Raw genomic sequence first — 23,856 nt, forward strand, 5'->3', positions numbered from 1 at the left:
GCCCTGCGCGACGCGGTCACGGCAGCAGCCAGTCGACGGGGCGCTGCGCGGCGAGGTGGACGGCGCCGGTGACGGGGGTCGTGGAATCGACGGCGTACGGGGGCCCGTCCGTGGAGGACCACTTGTAGCCGGACTTCGTGGCGGAGGAGCGTTCCAGCTCCACCAGGACCGCGATCGGGTTGCCCTGTCGGGAGAACTGTTCGGCGAGGCCCTTGTCGCCGAGGAAGCCGCTGATCTGGGCGGGCGTCTGGGGGGCGCGGCCGACCGCGGTGACGCGGCCGCGCAGTACGCCGAACTGCCGCTGGGGCACCGACTGGACGGTCAGGTCGACGGAGGAGCCCACGGCGATCGTGGAGCCGCCGGCGCCCGGCACGTACAGCACGGCCACCAGGGGGTCGTCCGGGTTCTTCACGTGTTCCAGGGTGGCCACGTCCGCGCCGGTCGTGACGACCGAACCCACCCGTGCCACCAATGACGTCAGCCGGCCTCCGGTCACCGCGCGCACGGGCCGGTCGCCCTGCTCCGTACGGATGGTGAGCAGGGGCTCGCCGGGGGGCAGCAGTCGGCCCTCCTCGGCGAGGACGGCGGTCACCTGACCCGCGACCGGGCTCTGGAGCACGTAACTGCCCTCGGCGTGGGTGAGGATGCCGGGTGCGCTCAGCTTGGAGGAGACGGTGCCGGTGACGGCCCAGAAGCTCGCCGCGGCCATGACGAGGAGCGTGACGGCCAGGACGAGCCGCCCCTGCGGACGCGCGAAGCGTACGGGCAGGTCGAGTTCTTCCGGCGATTGCAGCTTGGAAAGAGCCTTTTGACGAAACTGCACGGACTATTCCTTCAACTGCATTCGCTTCGGCCTGACGCAGGGGCAGCCATGAACCCCGGAGCCGTGGGGGGCGCTCCGGGGTTCATGGGATATCCAACTCAGAGACCGGCGCGACCGAGGTTCACGGAAACGCCGGTGATGCCCGAGACCAGGCCGGGGACGTTGCCGACGAGACCCTGCGCGGCCTGGACGGTGTTGAGGGAGCCCACGACGCCCACGACGCCGCTGACGTCGCTGGTCACGGCGCCGGCCAGACCACCGGAGACGCTGATGACACCGCCGGAGACGGCGTCCAGCTCGGTGTCGTCGATCTCACGGGTCTCGATGTTGTCACGCATTATGCGCACCTTTCATTTGCAGGGGGAACTCGGCCGCATTTTTCGACGGCCGCAGCGGGCAAGATGTAAGCACGCGAACGGGCTGCCGGGCCAATCCCGTTGACGCCCTTTCACGGACGGAAGGCCGCCTCGAATGGCGGGTGTGCCGCTTCGTTCACCGAATGGTCACAGCTTCTCTGCGAGATCGAGTAACGGAAATGGGGGGCCTGTCGTCCGCGCAGAAGGTAAGGGACAAACACCCATCAACCACACGGGACATGCCCGACATCTCGCGCAACGGTGAACGCGGGCGGACCCGTTCGCGCACACGATGTGCAGATTTCCGGAAGGCGCGGGTCCGTGACGGGCCGAGCACAGTGGGTGAGGTCAGGCCGGACCGGGCAGCATCAGTTCCGCCCAGATGACCTTGCCTTCGGGCGTGTACCGGGTGCCCCAGTGGTCGCTGACCTGCGCCACCAGGAACAGCCCGCGCCCTCCCTCGTCCGTGGTCGCGGCGTACCGCAGGTGCGGGGCGGTGCTGCTGCCGTCCCACACCTCGCAGGTCAGGGTGTGGTCGTGCAGCAGCCGCACCCGCACCGGCGCACGGCCGTGACGCACGGCGTTGGTGACCAGTTCGCTGAGGATCAGTTCCGTGGCGAAGCCGAGCTCCTCCAGGCCCCACTCGTCGAGTTTGCGCGCCGCGGCGTTGCGTACGGCGCCGACCGCGCTCGGCTCGAACGGCACGTCCCACTGCGCGACCCGGTCCGGGCCCAGGGTCCGCGTCCGTGCGATGAGCAGCGCCACGTCGTCGCCGGGCCGGGCCGGGAGCAGGGCGTCGAGCACGGCCTGGCAGCTTTCCTGCGGGTCCCGGCCGGGATGGCTCAGCGCCCCGCGCAGCAGCTCCAGCCCCTCGGCGATGTCCCGGGTCCGCTCCTCGACCAGCCCGTCCGTGTACAGGACGAGCTGGCTGCCCTCCTCCAGGTACAGCTCCGCGGTCTCGAACGGCATGCCGCCCAGGCCCAGCGGGGGCCCGGTCGGCAGTTCCACGATCTGCGTCGTGCCGTCGGGAGCGACCATCAGGGGCGGCAGGTGCCCCGCCCGCGCCATCGTGCAGATCTGGGACACGGGGTCGTACACGGCGTACAGGCAGGTCGCGCCCAGTACGCCGACGCCTCCGCCGTCGCCGTCCCCGATGTCGTCGTGGTCGATGCGCTGGACGAGGTCGTCGAGCCGGGCCAGCAGGTCGTCGGGCGGCAGGTCGAGGGAGGAGAAGTTGTGCACCGCGGTGCGCAGCCGTCCCATGGTGGCCGCGGCGTGCAGGCCGTGCCCGACGACGTCCCCGACGACCAGGGCGACCCGGCTGCCGGGCAGCGGGATCACGTCGAACCAGTCCCCGCCCACCCCGGACTGCGCGGGCAGGTAGAAGTGCGCCACGTCCACGGCGCTCTGCTCGGGCAGGGCGCGCGGCAGCAGGCTGCGCTGGAGCGTCTCCGCGAGGGCGTGCTCGCGGGTGTAGCGGCGCGCGTTGTCCATGCTGATCGCCGCGCGGGCGACGAGTTCCTCGGCCAGTGACATGTCGTCCTCGTCGAAGGGCTCCGGTTTCTGCGACCGCCAGAAGTTGACCACCCCGAGCACGACGCCCCGGGCCGTCAGCGGGGCCGCGATGAGCGAGTGGATCCCGTACTCGACGATGGCCCGTGCGCGCGGCGGGTCCTGGGCCTGCCAGCCCGGCGCCTCGGCCAGGTCGGGCACCAGCTCCGCCTCACCGGTGCCGTAACCGCGCGCCTGCGGGGTGGACGGCAGGAAGTCGATCAGCCGGCCGAGGGGGTAGAGGGGGTGGTCGGACCGGATGCCGCCGACCGCCGTGCGCCGCATGTCGGCTCCCGGGCCGGGCTCGTCCCCGTCGAGCACCGGATCGGCGAGGTCGACGGTGACGTAGTCCGCGAACCGGGGGACGGCGACGGCGGCGAGTTCCTCGGCCGTCCGCACCACGTCGAGGGAGGTGCCGATGTCGACCCCGGCGTCGTAGAGCAGCTTGAGGCGCCTGCGGGCCGTCTCCGCACGGCTGGTCAGGACCTGCATCTCGGTGGAGTCGCGGATGGTGACCGCGGCGCCCTCGGCCCGGCCCCGTGGGTGGGTGGGCCGCTGGTTGACCACGAGCAGCCGGTCCCCGGTCTCGAGCACCTCGTCGGTGGTCTCCCGGCCGGAGAGCAACAGGTCCGCCATCCGGCGGTCCAGGCCCGGTACGTCCCCGATGTGGCGTCCGTCGGCGTCCTCCGGCAGCCCGAGCAGCCGTTTGGCCTCGTCGTTCGCCAGCAGCAGCCGCCCGTCACCGTCGGTGATCAGCACCCCTTCGCGGACGGAGTGGAGCACCGCGTCGTGGTGCTCGTACATGCGGGTCATTTCCTGCGTGCCGAGCCCGTGGGTCTGCCGCCGTAGTCGTCTGCTGATCAGCGCCGTGCCGCCGGTGGCGAGGGCCAGGCCGGTCGCGATGGCCAGCAGGATGACGGGGAGCTGGCGGTCGACGACGCCGCTCACGTTCTTCACGGTCAGGCCCGCCGAGACCAGGCCGACGACCTTGCCGTCGGGCGCGGTGACCGGCACGACCGCCTGGATCTCCTTGCCGAGCGGACCCTGCACGCTCTCGGTGTGGACCTGCCCGGCGAGCGAGGGCTCGATCGTGCCGACGAAGCGTTGTCCGATGCGTTCCGGCTGGGGGTGGCTGTAGCGGATGCCCTTGGTGTCCATCACCACGATGAAGTCCACGCCCGCTTCCTTGCGCGTCGTCTCGGCGAGGGGTTGCAGGATGGCGGACGGGTCGGACGTCTTCAGCGCGTCCTGCAGGCCCAGCGAGTGCGCGAAGGTCTGGGCGACGGCCACCGACCGGCTGCGCGCTTCCCGGTCGATGTCGTGTCGCGACTGGAGCACCAGGGCCAGCAGCGAGCCGGCGGCGAGCAACACCACGATCGCCACCTGGAGGACGAACACCTGTCCGGCGACGCTTCTGGTTCTGTTGCCTACGGGTGACCGCACCGACGTGCCCGGCACGGGTGGCGAGGAATGGTCACGTTCCCAGTTGTAGCACCTCGCGGCGTCCGGGACCCGCGAAGCGCACACTGCGCACCCGGACGGTCACCTGCCGGATGCCATCGCTGGGCCGTTCGTGGGTGTCGCGGAGGGGGCCGGCCCGGTCCCCTCGGGCTGCGGCGTACAGGTGACCTCGTCGCGCGGCGTGTAGTGGGTCTTGAACTCCTCGCGCTTCACTTCCCGGCCGCCCTGGACGAAGACGCGGCCGACGGACACGTCGAAGCCCTCGAGCGGGGTCTGGACCTCGCACGTCGGTCCGCTGCCCGTCCGCTTGGCAGGCTCGGTGACGTTGGTGCGCGGCCCCTTGGTCGCCCGTATCTCGTCGTACTTCTTCGTGCCGAGGAGGGTGATGGTCAGCGAGGTGTCGGTGGATTCCGCCTGGACGTAGAGGGGGTGGCCGGAGTCGTTGATCCAGCGCAGGTCCAGGGTGCCCCACGCGACGGTGGCCTCCCGGCCCTCGGGGTAGCGCTCGATGTAGAAGGAGTGGGCGCCGTGCTCCACGGGCTTGAGGCCCGCGAAGAACACGGCGTTGTACATGGTGGTGGCTACTGCCGAAACGCCGCCACCAGGGGATTTCACGTACTGGCCGTCATTGATCATGATTCCGTCGACGAAGCCGTTCTCCGGGGTGCGCTCGCCGACCGTGCGGTTGAAGCTCCACTCCTCGCCCGGAAGGACCACGGAGCCGTTGATCAGCTCGACGGCCCGGCCGATGTTGGTGGTGCGGTACGGGGCGGCCGGGAAGGCGACGGTGAAGGAGGAGACCTTCTCCTTGATGCCGAGCCGCCGCGCCTCGGCGCTCGTGAGGTCCGGCTGGACCGCCACGGTGGCGACCTCGCCGCTGCGGGCCGCGCCCGAGCGGGTCAGCAGGGGCAGCACGGCCCGGCCGAGCGCCGCCTGTGTCACCTGTCGGCCCGGGCGGCCGGGGTCCCCCAGCACCACGCGGCCGTCCGTCTCGACCCCGAACGCGGCGTCGCGGGGAATCTGGGTGGCCTCCTCGAGCGGGCGGGCCACGGCGGGGTCGGCGAGCAGGCCCTTGGAGTCGAGGGACGGCACGAGCCGGCTCTCGCCGTCGGGGGTCATCTTCAGGTGCTCGCCGAGGACGGCGGGGCTGATGGGTATGCGCTTCCCGGCGATGGTGAGCGTGACGGGGCCCGACATCGCGGGCTCGGCGAACTGCCGCATGGCTCGTCCGGTCTCCTCCGCCCCGATGCCCGGCCGGGTGCGCTCGACCGGCAGCCCGACGGGGCCGGCGCCCGGCCGCAGGTACGCCTCGCGGAGGGTGTCCAGCGCCCGGTCCTCGACCAGGGCTACGCCGGGCCGGGGGGCGACGGCCTTCGCCGTGCCCTTCTCGAAGGCGATGGATCCGTCGCGGACCGGCTGCTCGGTGGTGGCGCCGATGCGGCCGACCGCGGCTCGGCCGGTCTGCTCGTTCACGCGGATCACGGGTTCGACGTCCCGGTCGGCGGAGGCGAAGAGCCTGCCGATGACGGTGGCCGGGCCGTATCCGGTGCGTACGGCGCGGTCGACGGTCGCCCCGGTGTCGAGGGACAGCCCGAGCGCGGCGGGATCCGCCTTCTCGACGCGGTCGCCGATCTTCATCACGACCGGCGCCGCGGCGCTGGGGCCCAGCTCTCGGGCCAGCGTCTGCCGTGCCTCGGCCCGGCTCATGCCGCCGATGTCCACCCCGCGGACGCGCGTGCCCCGGTCGATGTCACCGCCCACCACGAGCCCCGTGACGTAGAGGCCGCCGAGGCCGAGTACGACGGCCCCGCCCGCCACGGGCAGGGCGATGCGCCAATTACCCGTCCAGCTGCCTGCGCGTCCCATGTCTCTCCCGGCCGGTATACGACGATTCCGGGAAATAATGATTCATGGAAAAAGCTGAATTTTGGGGTGGATGTAACTCTTGTCACGAAACGGACATGGGTCAGCCCAGGCGGGTCGGGGAGGAAGCCGAGGGGATCAGGAGCCGGGGGGTGCCGGAGCCGTCGGCGGGGGCGGTCCATAGGTCCGTGGTGTCGGGGGCGCCCTCGGCGGGGAGGGCGTAGGCGAGGGTGCCGTCGTCGAGCCAGGCGGCCTGGTCGTCCACGCTGCGCTTCTCCGCGAGCGGGTGCTCTCGCAGGGTGCTCAGGTCCATGACGTGTTCGCGCCACAGCGAGGCGCCGGCCCGTACGCGCTTCTTGTACGCGATGCGGGTCTCGTCCGGGGACAGGGACGGGCACTCGACGTTCTTCGCGAGGGTGGTGACCGTACGCCGGGAGATCGAGCCCTTGACCAGGTGGGTCTGGCCGGCGGTGCTGAGGGTGGCGTAGAAGGTGTCGTCGTCCTTGGCGAAGGTGACGCCCCAGAAGTTCACGTCCGCGGCGCGGTACTCGCGGCCGTCCATGAGGACGGTGAACTCCTCCAGACTGGCTTCGAGCCGCCAGTCACGGGTGTCCAGGATCGAGGTGCGGGTGGAGAAGAACGCGGCGCCATAGGACTCGCCGGAGACGAAGACCGTCCAGGCGGCGAACCGGCCGCTCGGGGATACCCGGGCCCGGCTGGGCGTGCCCGCGAGGGGGAAGCTGCGCCGCGTGCGCAGGTCGGCGTCGACGATCAGGGCCTGGTTGTCCTGTGCCAGCGCGCCCGGCGTGGAGCGCAGGCACACACCGGTGCCCGCGTCGGCGTGGAAGCGCTGGCAGGTGAGCTCGGAGGCGGTGCGCGCGGCCTGCGGCGTCCCGGCCGGGACCGAGGCCAGGGCGCCGCGGTGCGGGCCCTGGGCGGCGTTGAGGAAGGTCAGCCGGTCCTGCTGGCTGAGGGTGAGGCTGCCCGCGGCCACCGTGGGGCCGCCTTGCTGCGGCTGGTCGCCGCGGTCGGCGGCGCGCAGGACGAGGCCGGTGGCGAGGCCCCCGAGGAGCAGCACGGCCGCGGTGAGTACGAGCAGGCGGCGCGACAGCGTCATCGGGTTCCTCGGGGGCTTTGGGTGGGGTGGGGCGGGTGTGGCGGGTGGGCCGGGCGCAGTACGCAGGCGGCGACGGCCGCGCTGCACAGCAGGCCGGCTGCGGCGGCGCAGAGGGCGGGGCCGGTGCCCCAGAACGTCCAGGCCGCGCCGAAGGCCAGTGAGCAGCCGAATCGGGCCAGGGCCTGCCCGGTGCCGACCAGGGCCAGGCCGGTGGCCCGCAGCTCCCGGGGCACGATGGCTCCGACGGCCGCCGGCAGCACGCCGTCGGTGGCGGCGTAGAACATGCCGTGCAGGGCGAGGACGAGGAAGGGCAGGGCGGGCCGGCCGGGGGCCCACAGCAGCAGTCCGTATCCGGTCAGCAGGAGGGCGTGCCCGGCGAGGAACACGGTGCGCCGCCCGATCCGGTCGGCGAGGGCGCCGGCGGGTACGGCCAGCAGCAGGAAGACGGCGGCGGTGCCCAGCGGCAGGAGCGGGAACCACTGCTCGGCGATGCCGGTGCGGCGTTGCAGCAGCAGGTAGACGAAGGCGTCGCTGACGGTGGTGAGGCCGAGCAGCGCGGCGCAGCCGGCCAGGGCGCGCAGCCGGGGCAGGCGCAGCAGGGCCAGGGCCTCGCGCACACCCACGGCGGGAGCGGCGGGAGCGGGATCGGCGGGGACGGGAGGACCGGCGGGGCGGGCGGAACCGGCGGGACCGGAGGTGCCCGGCACGAAGAGGACGAGCACCACCACGCCCAGCACGGCGACGCACGCGCTGACCCCGAAGACGGCGTCGTAGCCGTCGACCGCCACGCTCAGGATCAGGAAGGCGGCCAGCGGGCCGAGCAGCGCCCCGGTGGTGTCCATGGCCCGGTGCACGCCGAAGGCCCGGCCCTGTAACCCGGCGGGTGTGGACAGGGAGATCAGCGCGTCCCGCGGGGCGGTGCGCAGGCCCTTGCCGGTGCGCTCGAGCGCGAGGACCACGCCGACCGGGCCGAGACTGTGGGCGAGCAGCAGCAGCGGCTTGCACAGGGCGGACAGGCCGTAGCCGATGCCGGCGATCAGCTTGTGGTTGCGGACCCGGTCGGCGAGGTGCCCGCCGGTCAGCTGGACCAGGGCGCTGACGCCGTTGTAGACGCCGTCGAGCGCGCCGAAGCCGAGCGGGCTGAGGCCGAGTCCGGCGACCAGGTACAGGGGCAGTACGGCGGTGACCATCTCGGAGGAGATGTCGGTGATCAGGCTGACCGTGCCCAGTGCGAGGACGGCGGAGGCGACCGCCGGGGTCCGTGCGGGACCGCGGTCCGGCGCGCCCTTCGCCCCGGCGGGGGCGGAGCGGTCGGCGAGGTACATGCTCAGGAGCTCCTCGAACTCTCGTCCCGCAGCCAGGTGGAGAAGTCCCCGTTCCGGATGGCCTTGCGCGAACCCCTGCGGGCGGCGAGGGCCGCCACGACGAACACCACTACCCCCGGGAGCAGCCGCGGATCCGTCCGCAGCAGGGCGCGCAGGTCGGCGGTGCCCGTGCGCGCGGTCGGCGCGGGCGCACCGGTCGGTAACGACTCCTGGAAGCGCTCCAGTTCGGCGGAGGAGGTCGCCGCGCGGATCCGCCGCCTGATCAGGTCGGACCAGGTGCGCGGCGGATGGACGACGACCCGGGCCGCCTCGACCACGCGCCGCTCCCCCGGGCAGAAGGCGAGGGACGCGGCCAGGTCGTCGGCCATCAGCGGGGGCAGCGCGGCGATCCGCGCGTGTCCCGACTCGGACACCGCGATGACCCCCCGGCCGAAGAGGCCCGTGCGGACGGCCGGCAGCCGCTGCCACACCCGGTAGTACGCCCGTACCGGCCAGGAGCAGCCGGTCAGCGGGAGGTCGCGGCCCGGGGCGGCGGCGAGCAGGTCCGGGCTGTCGGCGAGCGCGCCGGTCAGGGCGCGCACGTCGGCGGCCCCGAGGACGACGTCGGCGTCCACGTAGAGGCGGGGGAAGCCCTTCGCGTGCTCGTCCCCGACCCGAAGGGCCGTGTGTTTGGAGGGAGTCGGGATCTCCACCACCCGTACGCGGGGGCCGCGCGCGCCCGCCACCCGGGCGGTGTCGTCCGTACAGCCGTTGCACACGACGACGATGTCGGTCCCGGAGGCCGGGGTGCCGGCCAGGAGGGCGTCGAGAAGGCGGCCGATGACCCGGCTCTCGTTGTGGGCCGGTATCACGATGCTGGTCACCCGGGAAGTATGCACGGTCGAACACTCGCCCCAGGCGATTCCGCCAACTCTCCCCGGGGGTAGGCCCGGTGGACTAGATTGACCGTCGTTACGGGGTCGGCTGCCTGGGGGAACACGCAGCCTGCCCGTGGCCGGACCGGCGCACGGGGAGCGCCGGGCGGCCGGGGGGCGGAGGCACGCGGATTGTCGCGGAGCCTCCATCGGTTGTGGGGGGCCATCACCGTTGAGCAGGTCACGCACGGGACGCGCGGGCTACCCGCCTGCCGTCGACGGCACGTCCTTCCCTCGCACACGCCCCAGCCACGAGTTGTCGACGCGCCGGCCGGCACGTCGCGCAGAGCGAAGGGGAACGCTGTGAAGGACACTGCGAAGGACGCCGGCGCCGTCGGCCCGGGGCCGACGGCGCCATTAGGTGTCGCCGTGGTCGGCGCGGGCTACTGGGGCCCCAATCTCGTCCGCAACTTCCAGTCCAGTCCGGAGTTCCGGCTCCGCTGGCTCTGCGACCTGGACGTGGACCGGGCCCGGCAGGTGCTGGGCGGGTACTCCACGGTCCAGGCGACCGCGGACTACGCGGCGGTGCTCGCCGACCCGGCCGTCGAGGCGGTCGCCGTGGCCACTCCGGCCGGCACGCATCTGGACGTGGCCCTGGCCGCGCTGCGCGCCGGAAAGCACGTCCTCGTGGAGAAGCCCCTGGCCGCCACGTACGAGGACGGGCTGCGGCTGGTGACCGAGGCCGAGGAGCGCGGTCTCACGCTGATGTGCGACCACACGTACTGCTACACCCCGGCGGTGGCCCGCATCCGGGAGATGGTCCGCTCCGGCGAACTCGGCGACATCCAGTTCGTCGACTCGGTCCGGATCAACCTGGGGCTCGTCCAGAAGGACATCGACGTCCTGTGGGACCTGGCGCCGCACGACCTGTCGGTCCTCGACTTCATCCTCCCGGACCACGTCCAGCCGGTCGCCGTCGCCGCGCACGGGGCCGACCCGATCGGGACGGGGCAGTCGTGCGTGGCGTACCTGACGCTCCAGCTCAGCACCGGCGCCATCGCGCACGTCCACGTGAACTGGCTTTCGCCGACGAAGGTACGGACCACCATGGTCGGCGGGTCCAAGCGGACGCTGGTGTGGGACGACCTCAACCCCTCCCAGCGGGTGGCGGTGTTCGACCGCGGCGTGGATCTGACGGCCCCGCAGGAGATCGGCGCGGACGAGCGCCGCGACATGCTCGTCTCCTACCGGACCGGCGACATGGTCGCGCCCGCGCTCGGCGAGAAGGAGGCGCTGCGCAGCATGGTCGAGGAGTTCGCCGCCGCGATCCGTACGGGCCGTCCGGCGCTGACCGACGGCCGGGCCGGCCTGAAGGTGCTGGACATCCTCGAAGCGGCCTCCCGGAGCCTGGAGTTCCGCGGCGCGGTCGTCGGACTGCGCACCGGGCGCTGACCGTTCGCAGGGCCGTCAGCGAGGGCTCGTTCGCAGGGCCCTTCGCAGATCTTTCGCAGATCTTTCGCACGCAAGACCGTGACCGACTCAGTAGGGGCAGGGCGTTGAGCAGCGTACAAGGCAAGAGGATTCTGGTCACCGGCGGGGCGGGCACCATCGGCTCGCATCTGGTGGACCTGCTGGTGGACAACGGGGCACGCGAGGTCGTGGTGCTCGACAACTTCGTGCGGGGACGGAGCGCGAACCTGGCCCGCGCCCTGCCGAGCGGCGTGGTGGAGGTCGTCGAGGGCGACATCCGGGACGCGGTCGCGGTGCGCAAGGCGACGGAGGGCGCCGACCTGGTGTTCCACCTGGCCGCCATCCGGATCACCCAGTGCGCGGAGGAACCGCGGCTGGCGAACGAGGTGATGGTGGACGGCACGTTCAACGTGCTGGAGGCGGCCGCCGCGGCCGGGGTGGGCAAGGTGATCGCCTCTTCCTCGGCCTCGGTCTACGGGCTGGCCGAGACCTTCCCGACCACCGAGCGCCACCACCCGTACAACAACGACACCTTCTACGGGGCGGCGAAGGCCTTCAACGAGGGCATGCTGCGCAGCTTCCACGCCATGTACGGGCTGGACTACGTCGCGCTGCGCTACTTCAACGTGTACGGGCCCCGGATGGACATCCACGGGCTGTACACCGAGGTGCTGATCCGCTGGATGGAGCGGATCGCCTCGGGCGAACCGCCGCTGATCCTCGGTGACGGCACCCAGACCATGGACTTCGTGGACGTCAGGGACATCGCGCGCGCCAATCTGCTGGCGGCGGAGTCGGACCTGACCGACGAGGTGTTCAACGTCGCGAGCGGGACCGAGACCAGTCTGCTCGAGCTCGCGCTGGGCCTGCTGGAGGCGATGGGCGCCGAGGGACTGGTACCCGAGCACGGCCCGGCCCGCGCCGTGAACGGGGTGACCCGGCGCCTCGCGGACACCTCGCAGGCCGCGGAGCGGCTCGGCTTCACCGCCGAGATCGACCTGCGCACCGGCCTTCGGGACCTGGTGCAGTGGTGGCGGGCCGAGCGCGCCGCCGACGCGGCGGCCATGGAGGCGGGCCGATGAGCACCCCGGACGCGGTACCGGCGGCCCGGATCCCGGTCATGGTGCCGTGGCTGGGCGAGGAGGAGGCGCGGGCGGCCTCCGACGCGGTGCTCTCCGGCTGGGTCGCCCAGGGTCCCCGGGTCGCCGAGTTCGAGCGGGCCTTCGCGGAGCGGGTGGGCGCCGGGCACGGCATCGCGGTGAGTTCCTGCACCACCGCCCTGCACCTGGCCCTCGTCGCGCTGGAGCTGGGCCCGGGAGACGAGGTGGTCGTCCCCTCGCTGTCGTTCATCGCCACGGCCAACGCCGTGCGCTACGTGGGCGCGCGGCCGGTGTTCGCGGACGTCGAGGAGGCCACCGGCAACCTGACCCCGGCCACCGTGGACGCGGCCCGCACCCCCCGTACGAAGGCGGTGCTCGCGGTCCACCAGGGCGGCGTGCCCGCGGACGTGCACGCGCTGCGCGCGGCGTGCGCCGACTGGGACCTCGCGCTGGTGGAGGACGCCGCCTGCGGAATCGGCGCGACGGTGGGCGGCAAGTCCGTCGGCCACGGAGCGCTGCTCGCCGCCTGGTCCTTCCACCCGCGCAAGGTGATCACCACCGGCGAGGGCGGGATGCTGACCACGGACGACGCGCGGTGGGCGGAGCGGCTGCGGCGGCTGCGCGAGCACGGGATGAACGTGTCCGCCGCGCAGCGGCACGCGAGCAGCAAGCCGATCGTCGAGAGCTATCTGGAGGTCGGCTACAACTACCGGATGACCGACATCCAGGCCGCGGTGGGCCTGGTGCAGCTGGGCAAGCTGGACGCGATCGTGGCCCGGCGGCGTGAGCTGGCGGCCCGGTACGCGGAGCTGCTGCGCACCGTCCCCGGTGTGCGCCCGGTCCGGGACCCCGGTCACGGCGAGGGCAACTTCCAGTCGTACTGGGTGCTGCTGGCCGAGCAGTTCCCCGTCGGCCGGGACGAGCTGCTCGCCGTGCTCTCCGAGGCGGGGATCTCGGCCCGGCGCGGGATCATGGCCTCGCACCTGGAACCGGCCTACGCGGGGCACGGCGCGGCGCCGCTGCCGGTGACCGAGCGGATCAGCCGTGACTCGCTGATCCTGCCGCTGTTCCACACCATGACGCGGGAGCAGCAGGACCGGGTGGTGGCGGTGCTGCGCGAACAGGCGGGCGGATGAACGGGCCGCAGGGCACCGAGGACCTGCTGATCGTCGGTGCGGGCGGGATTGCGCGGGAGACGGCCCAGGCGGTACGGGACGTGGCCGCCGCGGACATGGCGCGGGGCCGCGCTCCGAGGTGGCGGCTCATCGGGCACCTGGACGACGATCCGGCCCTGCACGGCCGGGACGTGGACGGGGTGCCGGTGCTGGGCGGCTGCGAGCGGGTGCACGAGCTGTGGGACGCCCGGGTGGTGGTCTGCGTGGGCAGCCCGCGCGACTACGCCGTACGCGCCCGCCTGGTGCGGCGCCTCGGGCTGCCCGTGAACCGCTACGCGACGGTGGTCCACCCCACGGCGGTGGTGTCGGGGTCCTCGGTTCTCGGCGCGGGCTCGGTGCTGCTCGCGCAGTGCGTGCTGACCGCCGCCGTCCGGGTCGGGTCCCACGTGGCGGTGATGCCGCAGGTGGTCCTCACCCATGACGACGCGGTCGGCGACTTCGCCACGCTCGCCTCGGGTGTCCGCCTCGGCGGCGGGGTGCGGCTGGGGCGGGGCGCCTACGTGGGTGCGGGCTCGCTGGTCCGCGAGTACACCACGGTCGGCGCCTGGTCGCTGACCGGTATGGGAAGCACGGTCCTCGGTGATGTGCCGCCCGGCGAGGTCTGGGCCGGGAGCCCGGCCCGGCGGCTGCGCACGGCGGACGGTCCGGCGCTCGAAGAGCTGCGGACCGATGGGGAGATGACCGGCCGGCGGCCGGAGACACGGATGGGGAGCCCAGTCAGATGAACCAGATACCGCTCGTCGACCTGAAGGCGGCGCACGCCGAGGTCGCCGGGGAATTACGCGCCGGATTCGACCGCGTGCTGGCCGACACCGCCTTCATCGGCGGTGAGGAGGTCCGCGCGTTCGAGCGCGAGTACGCGCAATTCGCCGGGGCCGGGCACTGCGTGGGCGTCGCCAACGGCACCGACGCCCTCGAACTGGCCCTGCGCGCGAGCGGGGTCGGCGTCGGCGACGAGGTGGTGCTGCCCGCCAACACGTTCATCGCGACCGCGGGCGCCGTCGCCCGGATCGGTGCGCGGCCGGTCCTGGTCGACTGCCTGCCCGACACGCTGCTGATGGACCCGCGGGCCGCGCTGGACGCGGTCGGGAAGGCCACCCGGGCGGTGGTCCCGGTCCACCTGTACGGACAGTGCGCCGCCACCGCGGAGCTGGCCGCCGGGCTGCCGTCGCACGTCAGGGTCGTCGAGGACGCCGCGCAGAGCCAGGGCGCGACCCGGGACGGCCGCTCCCCCGGCAGCGGCGGGATCGCCGCGACCAGCTTCTACCCGGGCAAGAACCTGGGCGCGTACGGGGACGCGGGCGCGGTGGTGACCGACGACGAAGGACGCGCCGACCTGGTCCGGGCGCTGGCCAACCACGGCGGTGTCGCCAAGTACCGGCACGACGTGGCCGGGTTCAACAGCCGCCTGGACGGTCTGCAGGCCGTGGTCCTGCGGGCGAAGCTGGCCCGGCTGGCCGACGGGAACGCGGCCCGCCGGGCGGCCGCCGCCCGGTACGACGCGCTGCTGGGCGACCTGGCGGCCACCGGACGCCTCACCCTGCCCGTCACGGCGCAGGGCAACGTCCACGTGTGGCACCTGTACGTCGTACGGGTCGCCGCGGGCACGGACCGCGACGCCGTCGTCGGCAAGCTCAACGCGGAGGGCATCGGCGCGGGCGTGCACTATCCGGCCCCGGTCCACCTCACCCCGGCCTTTGCCCACCTCGGCCACGGCCGCGGTGATTTCCCGCACGCCGAGGAGGCCGCGGACCGGATGCTCTCCCTCCCGCTCTTCCCGCAGATCACCGCTGACCAACAGCAGCGGGTCGTGGACGCACTCAGCGGCGCCCTGCGCTGACGCCTCCCGGTTCACGCAAACAAATGAGGTACAGATGAACAAGCGGAGAAGGCTGCTCCGGTTTCGGTACGGTCTTTTCACCGTGGTCGCCACCCTTGTGGCCACGGTTCTCTCACCGGCCTCGGTAGCCGGTGCCGCCGATCCCTGCGGTCCGACGTCGAACGCCGTCGTCTGCGAGAACTCCAAGCCGGGCACACCGATGTCGGACTGGTTCGCGCCCAGCGCCTGGGGCGACATCAAGGGCTTCAGTGCCCAGATGAGCGTCCAGGCCGGCGACACCGTGCAGTTCAAGGTCCAGTCCCCCTCGCCCTACCGCGTCTCGGTCTACCGGCTGGGCCACTACGGGGGCAACGGCGCCCGTCTGCTGTCGACGGAGGCTCAGGCCGCCCAGACCTACCCGGCCAACTACGCCCAGGGCGGGAACCCGAAGAACTGCACGACCAAGGCGTCGACCGGTCTGGTCGACTGCGGCAACTGGCCCGTGACGGCGACGTGGAGCGTGCCGTCCGACGCCGTCTCCGGCCTGTACATCGCCAACTTCGACCAGGCGGACGGCAACGGCCTGATGCCGTACCCGTTCGTCGTCCGCAACGACTCCAGCCACTCCGACATCCTGGTGCAGACGAGCGACCAGACCTGGCAGGCGTACAACAACTACGGCGGCCAGGACCTCTACGACGGCGGCGGTCCCGCACCGGACGGGCGTGCGTACGAGGTGAGTTACAACCGTCCGATGGACATCGGCGGGGAGAACGGGATCTACGGCTCCGAGTACCAGATGATCTCGTGGCTGGAGCGCAACGGGTACGACGTCAGCTACATGTCCGGGATCGACATGTCGGTGCGCGGCGCCTCCCTGATGCAGAACCACAAGGTGTTCATGTCCTCGGGGCACGACGAGTACTGGACGCAGGAGCAGTTCACCAATGCCCTGAACGCCCGGCGTGCCGGTCAGCACCAGACGTACTTCGCCGGGAACGAGATCTTCTGGAAGACCCGGCTGGCGCCGAGCATCGACGGCGCCAACACCGCCAACCGGACACTGGTCTGCTATAAGGAGACCAAGCTGTCCTTCCCGGTGCCCAACGGCGTTCCCGACCCGAGCGGTACCTGGACGGGCACCTTCATGGACCCGGCCAGCGCCGCCAACGGGCGTCCGTACCAGCCCCAGAACCAGCTGACCGGAACGCTGTTCACGGTGAACGGCTACCGGGCGGACGCGATCACCGTGCCGGGCGCGTTCGCCAGGATGCGGCTGTGGCGCAACACCACCGTCGCGAACCTGACCCCCTCGCAGACCGCGACCTTCCCGACCGGAACGCTCGGCTACGAGTGGGACTCCGACATCGAGGACGCGGCGCGGCCGCCGGGGCAGATCAAGATGTCCTCCACCACCGTGGACATCGAGGACGGCAAGTACCGGCTGGACTACGGCAACACCTACGGGAACGGCACCGCGACGCACAGCCTGGTCGCCTTCCGCGACCAGACCTCGCACGCACTGGTCTTCGGCACGGGCACGGTGCAGTGGTCGTGGGGCCTGACCAACATGCCGACGGGCAACCCGGACGACGCGGTGGTCACCGAGGACAAGCGGATGCAGCAGGCCACCGTCAACGTCTTCGCGGACATGGGGGTGCAGCCCAAGAGCCTGCAGGGCGATCTGGTCCCGGCCACCGCGTCCACCGACGCCATCGGGCCGACCGTCAGCGTGACGAGCCCCGCGTCCGGCGCCACCGTGCCGGCCCTGCGGCCCGTGACCGTCACCGGCACGGCGGCCGACAGCGGTGGCGGCGTGGTGGCCCGCGTGGAGGTCTCCACGGACGGCGGAACCACCTGGAAGGCGACCACCGGCGTCGGAACCTGGAGCTACACCTGGACGCCGACCGCTCCCGGCTCCGTGCAGATCAAGGTCCGTGCGGTGGACGACAGCGTCAACATCGGCGCCGTCACCACCGTGCCGCTGACCGTCGGCCCCCAGCAGTGCCCCTGCACCGTCTGGCCCGCGGCCGCGGTACCGGGGACCGTCAACGCGGGTGACGGCAGCTCGGTGGAGCTCGGCGTGAAGATCCGCACCACGGCGGCCGGTTCGATCACGGGGGTCCGCTTCTACAAGTCCCCGGCCAACACGGGCACGCACACCGGCAGCCTGTGGAGCTCCACCGGCCAGCGCCTGGCCACGGGCACGTTCACCAACGAGACGGCTTCGGGCTGGCAGCAGCTGAACTTCGCCACTCCGGTACCGGTCAAGGCGAACACCACGTACGTCGCCTCCTACTTCGCGCCGCACGGCGGGTACTCCTTCGACAACACCTTCGCCGCCGGCTCCGCGGGCCTCGCCCCGCTCACCGCACTCAAGAGCGGTACCGACGGCGGCAACGGCGTCTACCGCTACAGCGCGACGGGCGGCTTCCCGAACACGGCCGCGAGCGGCAGCAACTACTGGGTCGACGCGGTCCTGGACACCTCGGCCGCGAGCACCACACCGCCCACCGTCACCTCCACCTCGCCGCAGTCCGCGGCGACCGGCACACAGATCACGGCCTCGGCGTCGGCCACCTTCTCCACGGCCATCGACTCCGACACCCTGGTGTTCACCCTGAAGGACTCCGGGGGAGCCAACATCCCGGGTACGAAGGTGATGGGCGCGGCCAACAGCGCGACCTTCACGCCGTCCAGCGAACTCGCCCTGAACTCGACCTACACCCTGTCGGTCCAGGCGAGCGACCTGTGGGGCAACGCGATGACCGCACCGGTCACGTGGAACTTCACCACCAGCCCCAACCCGCCCACCGTGACCTGCCCCTGCACCCTCTGGCCGAACACCGCCACACCGACCACCGCCAACGTGGTGGACGACGCCAACTCCGTGGAGCTGGGCACCCGCTTCCAGTCCGCGGTGAACGGCTACGTCACCGGTGTCACCTTCTACAAGGGCCCCGGCAACACCGGTGCCCACACCGGCAGCCTCTGGGCCGCCGACGGCACCCTGCTCGCCACCGGCACCTTCGGCAGCGAGACCCTGACCGGCTGGCAGCAGCTCAAGTTCGCCACCCCTGTGCCCGTCACCGCCGGTACCTCGTACGTGGCCTCCTACCACGCGCCGAACGGCAACTACTCGGTGGACGGCGGCTACTTCACCGGAGCGCACCGCTCCTACCCGCTGGTCGCACCGGCCGACGGATCGGGCGGCGCCAACGGCCTCTACAAGTACGGCGCGACCACCACGTTCCCCTCGAACACCTTCGGCTCGGTGAACTACTGGGTCGGTCCCGTCTTCACCACCAGCCCGCCGGCCGGTGTCCAGTCGGACGGGTCCACGGAGGTGGCGGGTCAGTGAGCACCGTCAGCGTGGTGATCCCCTGCTACAAGTACGGCCACTTCCTGGCCGACTGCGTCAAGAGCGTCCTGGACGAACAGGAGGGCGTCGACGTCCGGGTGCTGATCATCGACGACGCCTCGCCCGACGACTCCGCGGACGTGGCGCGCGCCCTGGCGGCGGCCGACCCGCGGATCGAGGTCCGGGTCCACGAGCAGAACAGGGGCCACATCGCCACCTACAACGAGGGGCTGCTGGAGTGGGCCGACGGGGACTACGTCGCCCTGCTCTCGGCGGACGACCGGCTGGTCCCCGGCGCCCTGGTACGGGCCGCCGCCCTGCTCGACGCACATCCGGAGGCCGGTTTCGCCTACGGCCGGCCGCTGCGGTTCCTGCACGGCGGCCCGCTGCCCGCGGCCCGCACCCGGAGCACGGGGTCGGTCGTCTACCCCGGACGGTGGTGGCTGGAGCGGCGCTTCCGGGAGGGCACCGGGTGCATCACCTCACCGGAGGTGGTCGTCCGCACCAGCCTCCAGCGCAAGGTCGGGGGCTACGATCCGGAGCTCCCGCACGCGGGGGACATCGAGATGTGGATGCGGCTCGCGGCGCACGCCGACGTGGGTTACGTCCGGGGGGCCGACCAGGCTTTCTACCGGGTCCACGGCAACAACATGTCCACCACCGACTTCGGTGGACAGCTCGACGACCTGCGCCAGCGCCTGGTCGCCTTCGACTCGGTGCTCGACAAGTGCGCCGGCCTGCTGCCCGATGCCGACCGGCTGGCGCTGGCGGCGCGCACCCGGCTCGCGCGGTACGCGCTGCGGCGCGCCTACCGCGCGTACGACCGGGGGCGCACGGCGGTGGTACCGGTCGAGGAGCTGGTGGAGTTCGCCGCCGAGTGCCTGCCCGGCGGGTACGAAGCGCTCGCCGAGTACCGGGCGCTGCGCAGGCGGCGGCGCATCGGCGCGCGCGCCATGCCCTGTCTTCAGCCGCTGGTGCTGTCGGCGGTCGCCGACCGGGGGCGCGAGTGGCTGTGGTGGCGGTCGTGGAAGCGCCGAGGGATCTGATGGACCGTCTCCACCGGTTCTTCCGGCGGGTTCTGGGGACCGGTGTCGGCGCGCTCGCGCCGGCGCCGGTTCCGGCGTGTCAGGAGCCGGTCGGTCCACAGGGCCGCCGCCACACCGCCGACCGCGGCCAGCAGGGCCACTCCGGCCAGGGCGCGCACCCTGTCGCCGGTCCGCGCGACCGCGTGCGGCTGCACCAGGAGGTCGACGCTCATCCGGGCCGCGGCCGGGATGCCCTGCTGCGTCTGGAGCTCGGTCAGGTGCCGGGTGTAGACCTCGATGATCTTCCGTACGGAGGCGTCGGCCGCCGCGGGGTCGGAGTGCTCCACCTGGATCTGGAGCGAGGGGATCAGGTGTCGCGGGGTGACGCTGGTGCCGCTGTTGCGCGGTGTCATCCGGTAGGTGCCGGTGACCCCCGCGGCCTCGAGCTCGGCCGCTCCGGCGGGCGAGCCGAGCTGCTGCACCACCCCGTACGAGACGGCGGCGAGCGGCGGCTGGAGGTTCGCGAGCTGGTTCGGCTGACTGCTGGTCACCGGCGGCTTGAGCACCACGATCGCCGAGCTGAGATAGACCGGGGCGGGCCGCAGCACGGCCGCCGCTCCGGCGGCCGCGAGCAGCATCGCCGCCACCAGGACGTACCAGCGCCGGCGCAGCGCACGGACCAACTCACCAGGCGACACGGGGATCCCTTCCTTCATGACCGATCTTTGCAGGACCCGGGTAGGTCCGCCATCAAATCCGGTTCCCGGCAGGGGTGTTCGTGAGCATTCGTGAAATGGGCGCGGTGCTGCGCCGGCGCTGGTACGTGATCGTGCCGGCGGTTCTGCTCAGCCTGCTGGCGGCGCTGCACCTGTACCGGTCGGTGCCGGTGGCCTACCAGTCGCAGAGCTCGGTGGCGCTGCTCGACTCCACGGCGAACTCCCAGCTGCCGCCCGCCTTCGGCAATCCCATATCAAACGCGGGCGGTTCCCTGGTGGTGACCGCGGACGTGCTGATCAGGACGCTGTCCGGGGCCGACGCCGCCCGCGACCTGCACAGCCTGGGCGTGACCGATCCCTATACCGTCGGGTTCGCCGCGAACACCTCGGGCCCGCTGCTGACGCTGACGGTCACGGGCACCGACCGGGCCAAGGTGCTCGAGGAGACGAACACGCTGACCGCCTTCGCCGGGGAGCAGCTCAACGCGCTGCAGGCGGCGGCCCAGGTGCAGCCCGGGTACTTCGTGCAGACCGCGCAGGTGGTGCTGCCGCAGACGCCGGTGCCGCAGCTCAAGAGCCGCTACCAGCAGGTGCTGGGGGTCCTCATCCTCGGCGTCAGCGGCGGGTTCACCCTGTCCTTCGTGGCGGACGCGCTGCTGGCGGCCCGCCGCCGCAGGAGCGAGAGCTCCGCCGAGGCCGCCGTGCCGCTGGGGGCACCTCCCAGCGGTAGCTGGGGGAGGGCCGCCCGCCGGAGGTCACGGGGCCGCCATGTGGACGCCACCGCGCTGCTCACCGGGTATCTGGCGCTGGCCTTCTTCATCCCGTCGAACCTGACGCTGCCGGGCATGGGCGGGGTGGGCACCCCGGCCAACGTGTTCGCCCTGCTCGGCCTGTTCTGGTATCTGGCGACGTGGCTCACCGGCCGGATCCGGCCGGCGCCCGGGACCCGGCTGCCCCGGGTGGCCATGTGGCTGCTGGCCGTGTCGGTGCTGGCCTCCTACATCGCGAACGCGGGCCGCGGCAGCGTGCGCAAAGAGCTGCTCGGCGCGGACCGCGGTCTGATCGCCCTGCTGGTGTGGGTGTCGCTGGTGGTGCTGGTCTCCGCCGGCATCCAGGACCGCTCGCGCCTGGACGTACTGCTGCGCCGGGCCGTGGTGATGGGGACGGTCGTCGCGGCCGTCGGGTTCTACGACTTCTTCACCGCGACCAACATCGCCGACAGCATCAGCATCCCGGGGCTCCAGTCGAGCGTCCCCCAGATCACGACCCTGGACCGCGGGGCGTTCACCCGGCCCCGGTCCACCACGGCGCAGCCGCTGGAGTTCGGCGGGATGCTGGCGCTGCTGCTGCCCTTCGCCGTGCAGCAGGCCTTCGATCCCGTGCGGAGCCGGCTGCGCGCCTGGCGCCGCTGGGGGCCGGTGGTGCTGATGGGCGGGGCGCTGCCGCTGACGGTGTCGCGTACCTCGATCATCGGGGTGCTGATCGTGATCCTGGTGATGGTGCCGCGCTGGAAGCCGCAGCGGCGGTGGACCGCGACCGGTGTACTGCTGGGCGCGGTGGCCTGCTTCAAGGTCATCATCCCCGGGCTGATCGGCACCATCACCGCGCTGTTCGCGTCCTTCCTGACGAACTCCGACAGCAGTACCCAGGCCCGTACGGTCAAGTACAGCGCGATCGTCCCCTACCTGGACGAGCGCCCCCTGTTCGGGCGGGGTCTGGGCACGTTCATTCCCGAGCTCTACTTCTTCACCGACAACCAGTACATGCTGACCCTCGCCGAGATGGGCTTCCTGGGGCTTCTCGCGCTCCTGTTCCTCTTCTTCACCGGCATCCACCAGGGCGGGGCGATCCGCCGGCTGGCCGTCGGCGAGTCCGACCGGGAGCTCGGGCAGGCGTTCTTCGCCTCCGCCATCGTCGCCCTGGTCGTCAGCGCCACCTTCGACGCACTCAGCTTCCCGATGTTCGCCGGCATGTTCTTCCTGACGATCGCCGCCGGAGGCAGCTACCTCGGCTTCATCCGGCGCGCGGCGCCGAAGCCCCGATCCGTGGAGTTCCCATGTCTTCCCGCCGACCAGCCTCCCCTCGGTCTCTCCCCGGCTCCGGCCCGGTAGCCGTTCTCGTCGTCACCTGGAACAGCGCCCCGGTGCTCCCGGAGTTCCTCGCCTCGCTGCCGGCGGGCATGGCCGGGCTGGACTGGCGCCTGGTCGTCGCCGACAACGACTCGGCCGACGGCACCGTGGACCTGGTCCGCTCGCTGGCCCCGGACGCGACGGTCGTCCAGACCGGCCGCAACGCCGGATACGCGGCCGGGGTGAACGCCGCCCTCGGAGCCGCCGCCGGGTGGGAGGGCGGCTTCCGGGCGGCCCTGGTGTGCAATCCGGACGTCCGGATGCGGCGGGGCTGCGCCAAGGTGCTGGTTGACGCGCTCAACGCCCCGCTGGCCGGTGGCGGCCGGGTCGGGATCAGCGTCCCGCTGCTGTACGAGGAGGACGGGCGGACGCTGCTGCACTCGCTGCGCCGCGAGTCGCGCGTGACCCGGGCGCTCGGCGAGGCGGTGCTGGGCAATCGCCGGGCCGGGCGGTTCCCGCGCTGGAGCGAGCTGGTCACCGACCCGTCGGCGTACGAGCGGGCGACGGTCGCGGACTGGGCCACCGGCGCGCTGATGGCCCTCTCCCGGGGGTGCCTGGACGCCTGCGGGCCCTGGGACGAATCGTTCTTCCTGTACTCGGAGGAGACCGACTACTGCCTGCGGGCCCGGGACCGCGGCTTCCGCACCCGTCTGGAGCCCGCGGCCTCGGCCACCCATCTCGGCGGTGATTCGCAGGTGTCGCCCCGGCTGTGGACCCTGCTGACGCTCAACCGCGTACGGCTCTACGGGCGCCGGCACGGGGCCGCGGCGACGGCCGCCTTCCGGATGGCCGTGCTCCTGCGGGAGACCTCGCGGGCGGCGCTCGGCCGCCCGGCCAGCCGGGCGGCGGCCCGCGCACTGGCCAGCCCGTCCGCACTGCGCGCCACTCCCGGTCCCTAGGGGGTGGGGCCGTCCCAGGCGGTGTAGAAGCTCTCCGGGTTGACCAGGTAGCGGACCGTGGGGCGGGGCAGGTGGCGCACCTCGTGGCGGCGGGCGTAGCGGCGGATCAGCTCCCAGTCCTCGCGGGGCAGCACCTCGGGGGTGCGCCGCAGCCTGCTGAAGTACAGGGAGCGGTTGCGGCGCGCGACGAAGGCGTTGGTGTCCAGAAAGGCCTCGTGGGCGGCGCGGCGGCGGTCGAAGGGCACCGAGAGGACGTCCCGCTCCGTGCCGTCGGGCAGCACCCTGCGCAGCGCGGTGTACACGGCGTCGGGCCCGCCGGGCGGCTCCAGCACCGCGAGGGCCTGTTCCAGGTGGTCGGGCTCCCACAGGTTGTCGTCGTCCAGGAAGGCCACGTACCGGGAGCGGGTCAGCCGGATCCCCACGTTGCGCACGACGCCGGCGGTGGCCGTGTTGCGGGCCAGGGACACCGCGAACAGCCGTGGATCATCCGGGAGTTCGGACAGTCCGGCGCCGTCGTCGACGACGATGACCACCTGGTCGGTCACGGTCTGCTCCAGCGCCGAGCGGACCGCCGCGCGCAGCGCCCCGGGCCGCCGGTGGGTGGCGATCACGGTGGCGACCAGGGCGGCCGGGGGCCGGCCGAGGGCGGCGGCGAGCCGGGCGGTCTCGGCGTCCTCGAAGCGCCGCAGGCGTACGGCGGAGGGGGCGAGGAGGACCTTGTTCCTGGCCTCGAAGAGCACCAGCCAGCCGAAGGCCCCTTTGAGCAGCTCCCACGGGGCCCGCGCGATTCGGCGCATCATGAACTCTCCCTG

The 23,856-nt window shown here is 72.4% G+C and carries 18 protein-coding genes; 9 read left to right on the forward strand and 9 right to left on the reverse strand.

The annotated features are described in order from the left end of the window. Positions 1-16: 16 nt before the first annotated feature. The 7 genes from JIW86_RS10820 to JIW86_RS10850 form a co-directional block, all read right to left on the reverse strand. Positions 17-823, reverse strand: coding sequence for an HlyD family efflux transporter periplasmic adaptor subunit (locus JIW86_RS10820; protein WP_257553556.1), 807 nt, complete (start codon positions 821-823; stop codon positions 17-19). A 98-nt stretch (positions 824-921) separates the two neighbouring features. Next, on the reverse strand, positions 922-1,161 hold the full coding sequence (locus JIW86_RS10825) for a hypothetical protein (RefSeq protein WP_257553557.1): 240 nt from the start codon (positions 1,159-1,161) through the stop codon (positions 922-924). A 366-nt stretch (positions 1,162-1,527) separates the two neighbouring features. Further along, complete coding sequence (locus tag JIW86_RS10830; protein WP_322975514.1) at positions 1,528-4,128, reverse strand: SpoIIE family protein phosphatase; 2,601 nt, start codon at positions 4,126-4,128, stop codon at positions 1,528-1,530. Between the two features lie 144 nt (positions 4,129-4,272). Further along, positions 4,273-6,057, reverse strand: a complete 1,785-nt coding sequence (locus JIW86_RS10835) for a VanW family protein (protein ID WP_257553559.1) — start codon at positions 6,055-6,057, stop codon at positions 4,273-4,275. A 100-nt stretch (positions 6,058-6,157) separates the two neighbouring features. Beyond that, entirely contained in the window at positions 6,158-7,171 is a 1,014-nt protein-coding gene (locus JIW86_RS10840) for a TolB family protein (protein WP_257553560.1), read from the reverse strand. Beyond that, the gene (locus tag JIW86_RS10845; RefSeq protein WP_257553561.1) at positions 7,168-8,496 is read right to left on the reverse strand and encodes an MFS transporter; all 1,329 of its coding nucleotides are present in this window, start codon (positions 8,494-8,496) and stop codon (positions 7,168-7,170) included. Before JIW86_RS10845 ends, JIW86_RS10840 begins: the two co-directional genes overlap by 4 nt. Before the next feature lie 2 nt (positions 8,497-8,498). Beyond that, positions 8,499-9,359, reverse strand: coding sequence for a glycosyltransferase (locus tag JIW86_RS10850; protein WP_257553562.1), 861 nt, complete (start codon positions 9,357-9,359; stop codon positions 8,499-8,501). 354 nt (positions 9,360-9,713) lie between these two features. Here JIW86_RS10850 and JIW86_RS10855 point away from each other — a divergent pair, with 354 nt between their 5' ends. The 7 genes from JIW86_RS10855 (at position 9,714) to JIW86_RS10885 (ending at position 19,321) form a co-directional block, all read left to right on the forward strand. Beyond that, positions 9,714-10,802 (forward strand): Gfo/Idh/MocA family protein, encoded by a 1,089-nt coding sequence (locus JIW86_RS10855; protein ID WP_215145798.1) that lies wholly within the window; start codon positions 9,714-9,716, stop codon positions 10,800-10,802. 104 nt (positions 10,803-10,906) lie between these two features. After that, positions 10,907-11,902, forward strand: a complete 996-nt coding sequence (locus JIW86_RS10860; RefSeq protein ID WP_257553563.1) for an NAD-dependent epimerase/dehydratase family protein — start codon at positions 10,907-10,909, stop codon at positions 11,900-11,902. Continuing rightward, positions 11,899-13,056 (forward strand): DegT/DnrJ/EryC1/StrS family aminotransferase, encoded by a 1,158-nt coding sequence (locus JIW86_RS10865; RefSeq protein WP_257553564.1) that lies wholly within the window; start codon positions 11,899-11,901, stop codon positions 13,054-13,056. Before JIW86_RS10860 ends, JIW86_RS10865 begins: the two co-directional genes overlap by 4 nt. Further along, positions 13,053-13,820: a NeuD/PglB/VioB family sugar acetyltransferase gene (locus JIW86_RS10870; RefSeq protein WP_257553565.1), complete on the forward strand. Its 768-nt coding sequence runs from the start codon at positions 13,053-13,055 to the stop codon at positions 13,818-13,820. Before JIW86_RS10865 ends, JIW86_RS10870 begins: the two co-directional genes overlap by 4 nt. Then, a complete protein-coding gene (locus JIW86_RS10875; protein WP_257553566.1) occupies positions 13,817-14,935 on the forward strand; it encodes a DegT/DnrJ/EryC1/StrS family aminotransferase in 1,119 nt (372 codons plus the stop codon). Before JIW86_RS10870 ends, JIW86_RS10875 begins: the two co-directional genes overlap by 4 nt. An 82-nt stretch (positions 14,936-15,017) precedes the next feature. Continuing rightward, positions 15,018-18,275 (forward strand): DUF4082 domain-containing protein, encoded by a 3,258-nt coding sequence (locus JIW86_RS10880; RefSeq protein ID WP_257553567.1) that lies wholly within the window; start codon positions 15,018-15,020, stop codon positions 18,273-18,275. After that, the gene (locus JIW86_RS10885) at positions 18,272-19,321 is read left to right on the forward strand and encodes a glycosyltransferase (protein WP_257553569.1); all 1,050 of its coding nucleotides are present in this window, start codon (positions 18,272-18,274) and stop codon (positions 19,319-19,321) included. The genes JIW86_RS10880 and JIW86_RS10885 overlap by 4 nt, the downstream gene beginning before the upstream one ends. On the opposite strand, the gene JIW86_RS10890 is transcribed toward JIW86_RS10885, so the two are convergent. Continuing rightward, entirely contained in the window at positions 19,240-19,998 is a 759-nt protein-coding gene (locus JIW86_RS10890; protein ID WP_257553570.1) for a hypothetical protein, read from the reverse strand. The genes JIW86_RS10885 and JIW86_RS10890 overlap by 82 nt on opposite strands. A gap of 80 nt (positions 19,999-20,078) precedes the next feature. On the opposite strand from JIW86_RS10890, the gene JIW86_RS10895 reads away from it, so the two are divergent. Together JIW86_RS10895 and JIW86_RS10900 are read left to right on the forward strand one after the other, a co-directional pair. Further along, positions 20,079-22,127: an O-antigen ligase family protein gene (locus JIW86_RS10895; protein ID WP_257553571.1), complete on the forward strand. Its 2,049-nt coding sequence runs from the start codon at positions 20,079-20,081 to the stop codon at positions 22,125-22,127. After that, entirely contained in the window at positions 22,073-23,044 is a 972-nt protein-coding gene (locus JIW86_RS10900) for a glycosyltransferase (protein WP_257553572.1), read from the forward strand. Before JIW86_RS10895 ends, JIW86_RS10900 begins: the two co-directional genes overlap by 55 nt. On the opposite strand, the gene JIW86_RS10905 is transcribed toward JIW86_RS10900, so the two are convergent. After that, positions 23,041-23,844, reverse strand: a complete 804-nt coding sequence (locus tag JIW86_RS10905) for a glycosyltransferase family 2 protein (protein WP_257553573.1) — start codon at positions 23,842-23,844, stop codon at positions 23,041-23,043. The two genes, JIW86_RS10900 and JIW86_RS10905, sit on opposite strands and share 4 nt — an antisense overlap. Between the last annotated feature and the right edge of the window lie 12 nt (positions 23,845-23,856).

Source organism: Streptomyces sp. NBC_00162 (genome assembly GCF_024611995.1).
In the GTDB taxonomy this organism is placed as follows: domain Bacteria; phylum Actinomycetota; class Actinomycetes; order Streptomycetales; family Streptomycetaceae; genus Streptomyces.

Excerpts from the sequence above, each read along its gene's own strand:
- JIW86_RS10900 (WP_257553572.1), top strand. The coding sequence starts at position 22,073 with ATGTCTTCCCGCCGACCAGCCTCCCCTCGGTCTCTCCCCGGCTCCGGC.
- JIW86_RS10905 (WP_257553573.1), bottom strand. The coding sequence starts at position 23,844 with ATGATGCGCCGAATCGCGCGGGCCCCGTGGGAGCTGCTCAAAGGGGCC.
- JIW86_RS10835 (WP_257553559.1), bottom strand. The coding sequence starts at position 6,057 with ATGGGACGCGCAGGCAGCTGGACGGGTAATTGGCGCATCGCCCTGCCC.
- JIW86_RS10825 (WP_257553557.1), bottom strand. The coding sequence starts at position 1,161 with ATGCGTGACAACATCGAGACCCGTGAGATCGACGACACCGAGCTGGAC.
- JIW86_RS10870 (WP_257553565.1), top strand. The coding sequence starts at position 13,053 with ATGAACGGGCCGCAGGGCACCGAGGACCTGCTGATCGTCGGTGCGGGC.
- JIW86_RS10845 (WP_257553561.1), bottom strand. The coding sequence starts at position 8,496 with ATGTACCTCGCCGACCGCTCCGCCCCCGCCGGGGCGAAGGGCGCGCCG.
- JIW86_RS10840 (WP_257553560.1), bottom strand. The coding sequence starts at position 7,171 with ATGACGCTGTCGCGCCGCCTGCTCGTACTCACCGCGGCCGTGCTGCTC.
- JIW86_RS10875 (WP_257553566.1), top strand. The coding sequence starts at position 13,817 with ATGAACCAGATACCGCTCGTCGACCTGAAGGCGGCGCACGCCGAGGTC.
- JIW86_RS10865 (WP_257553564.1), top strand. The coding sequence starts at position 11,899 with ATGAGCACCCCGGACGCGGTACCGGCGGCCCGGATCCCGGTCATGGTG.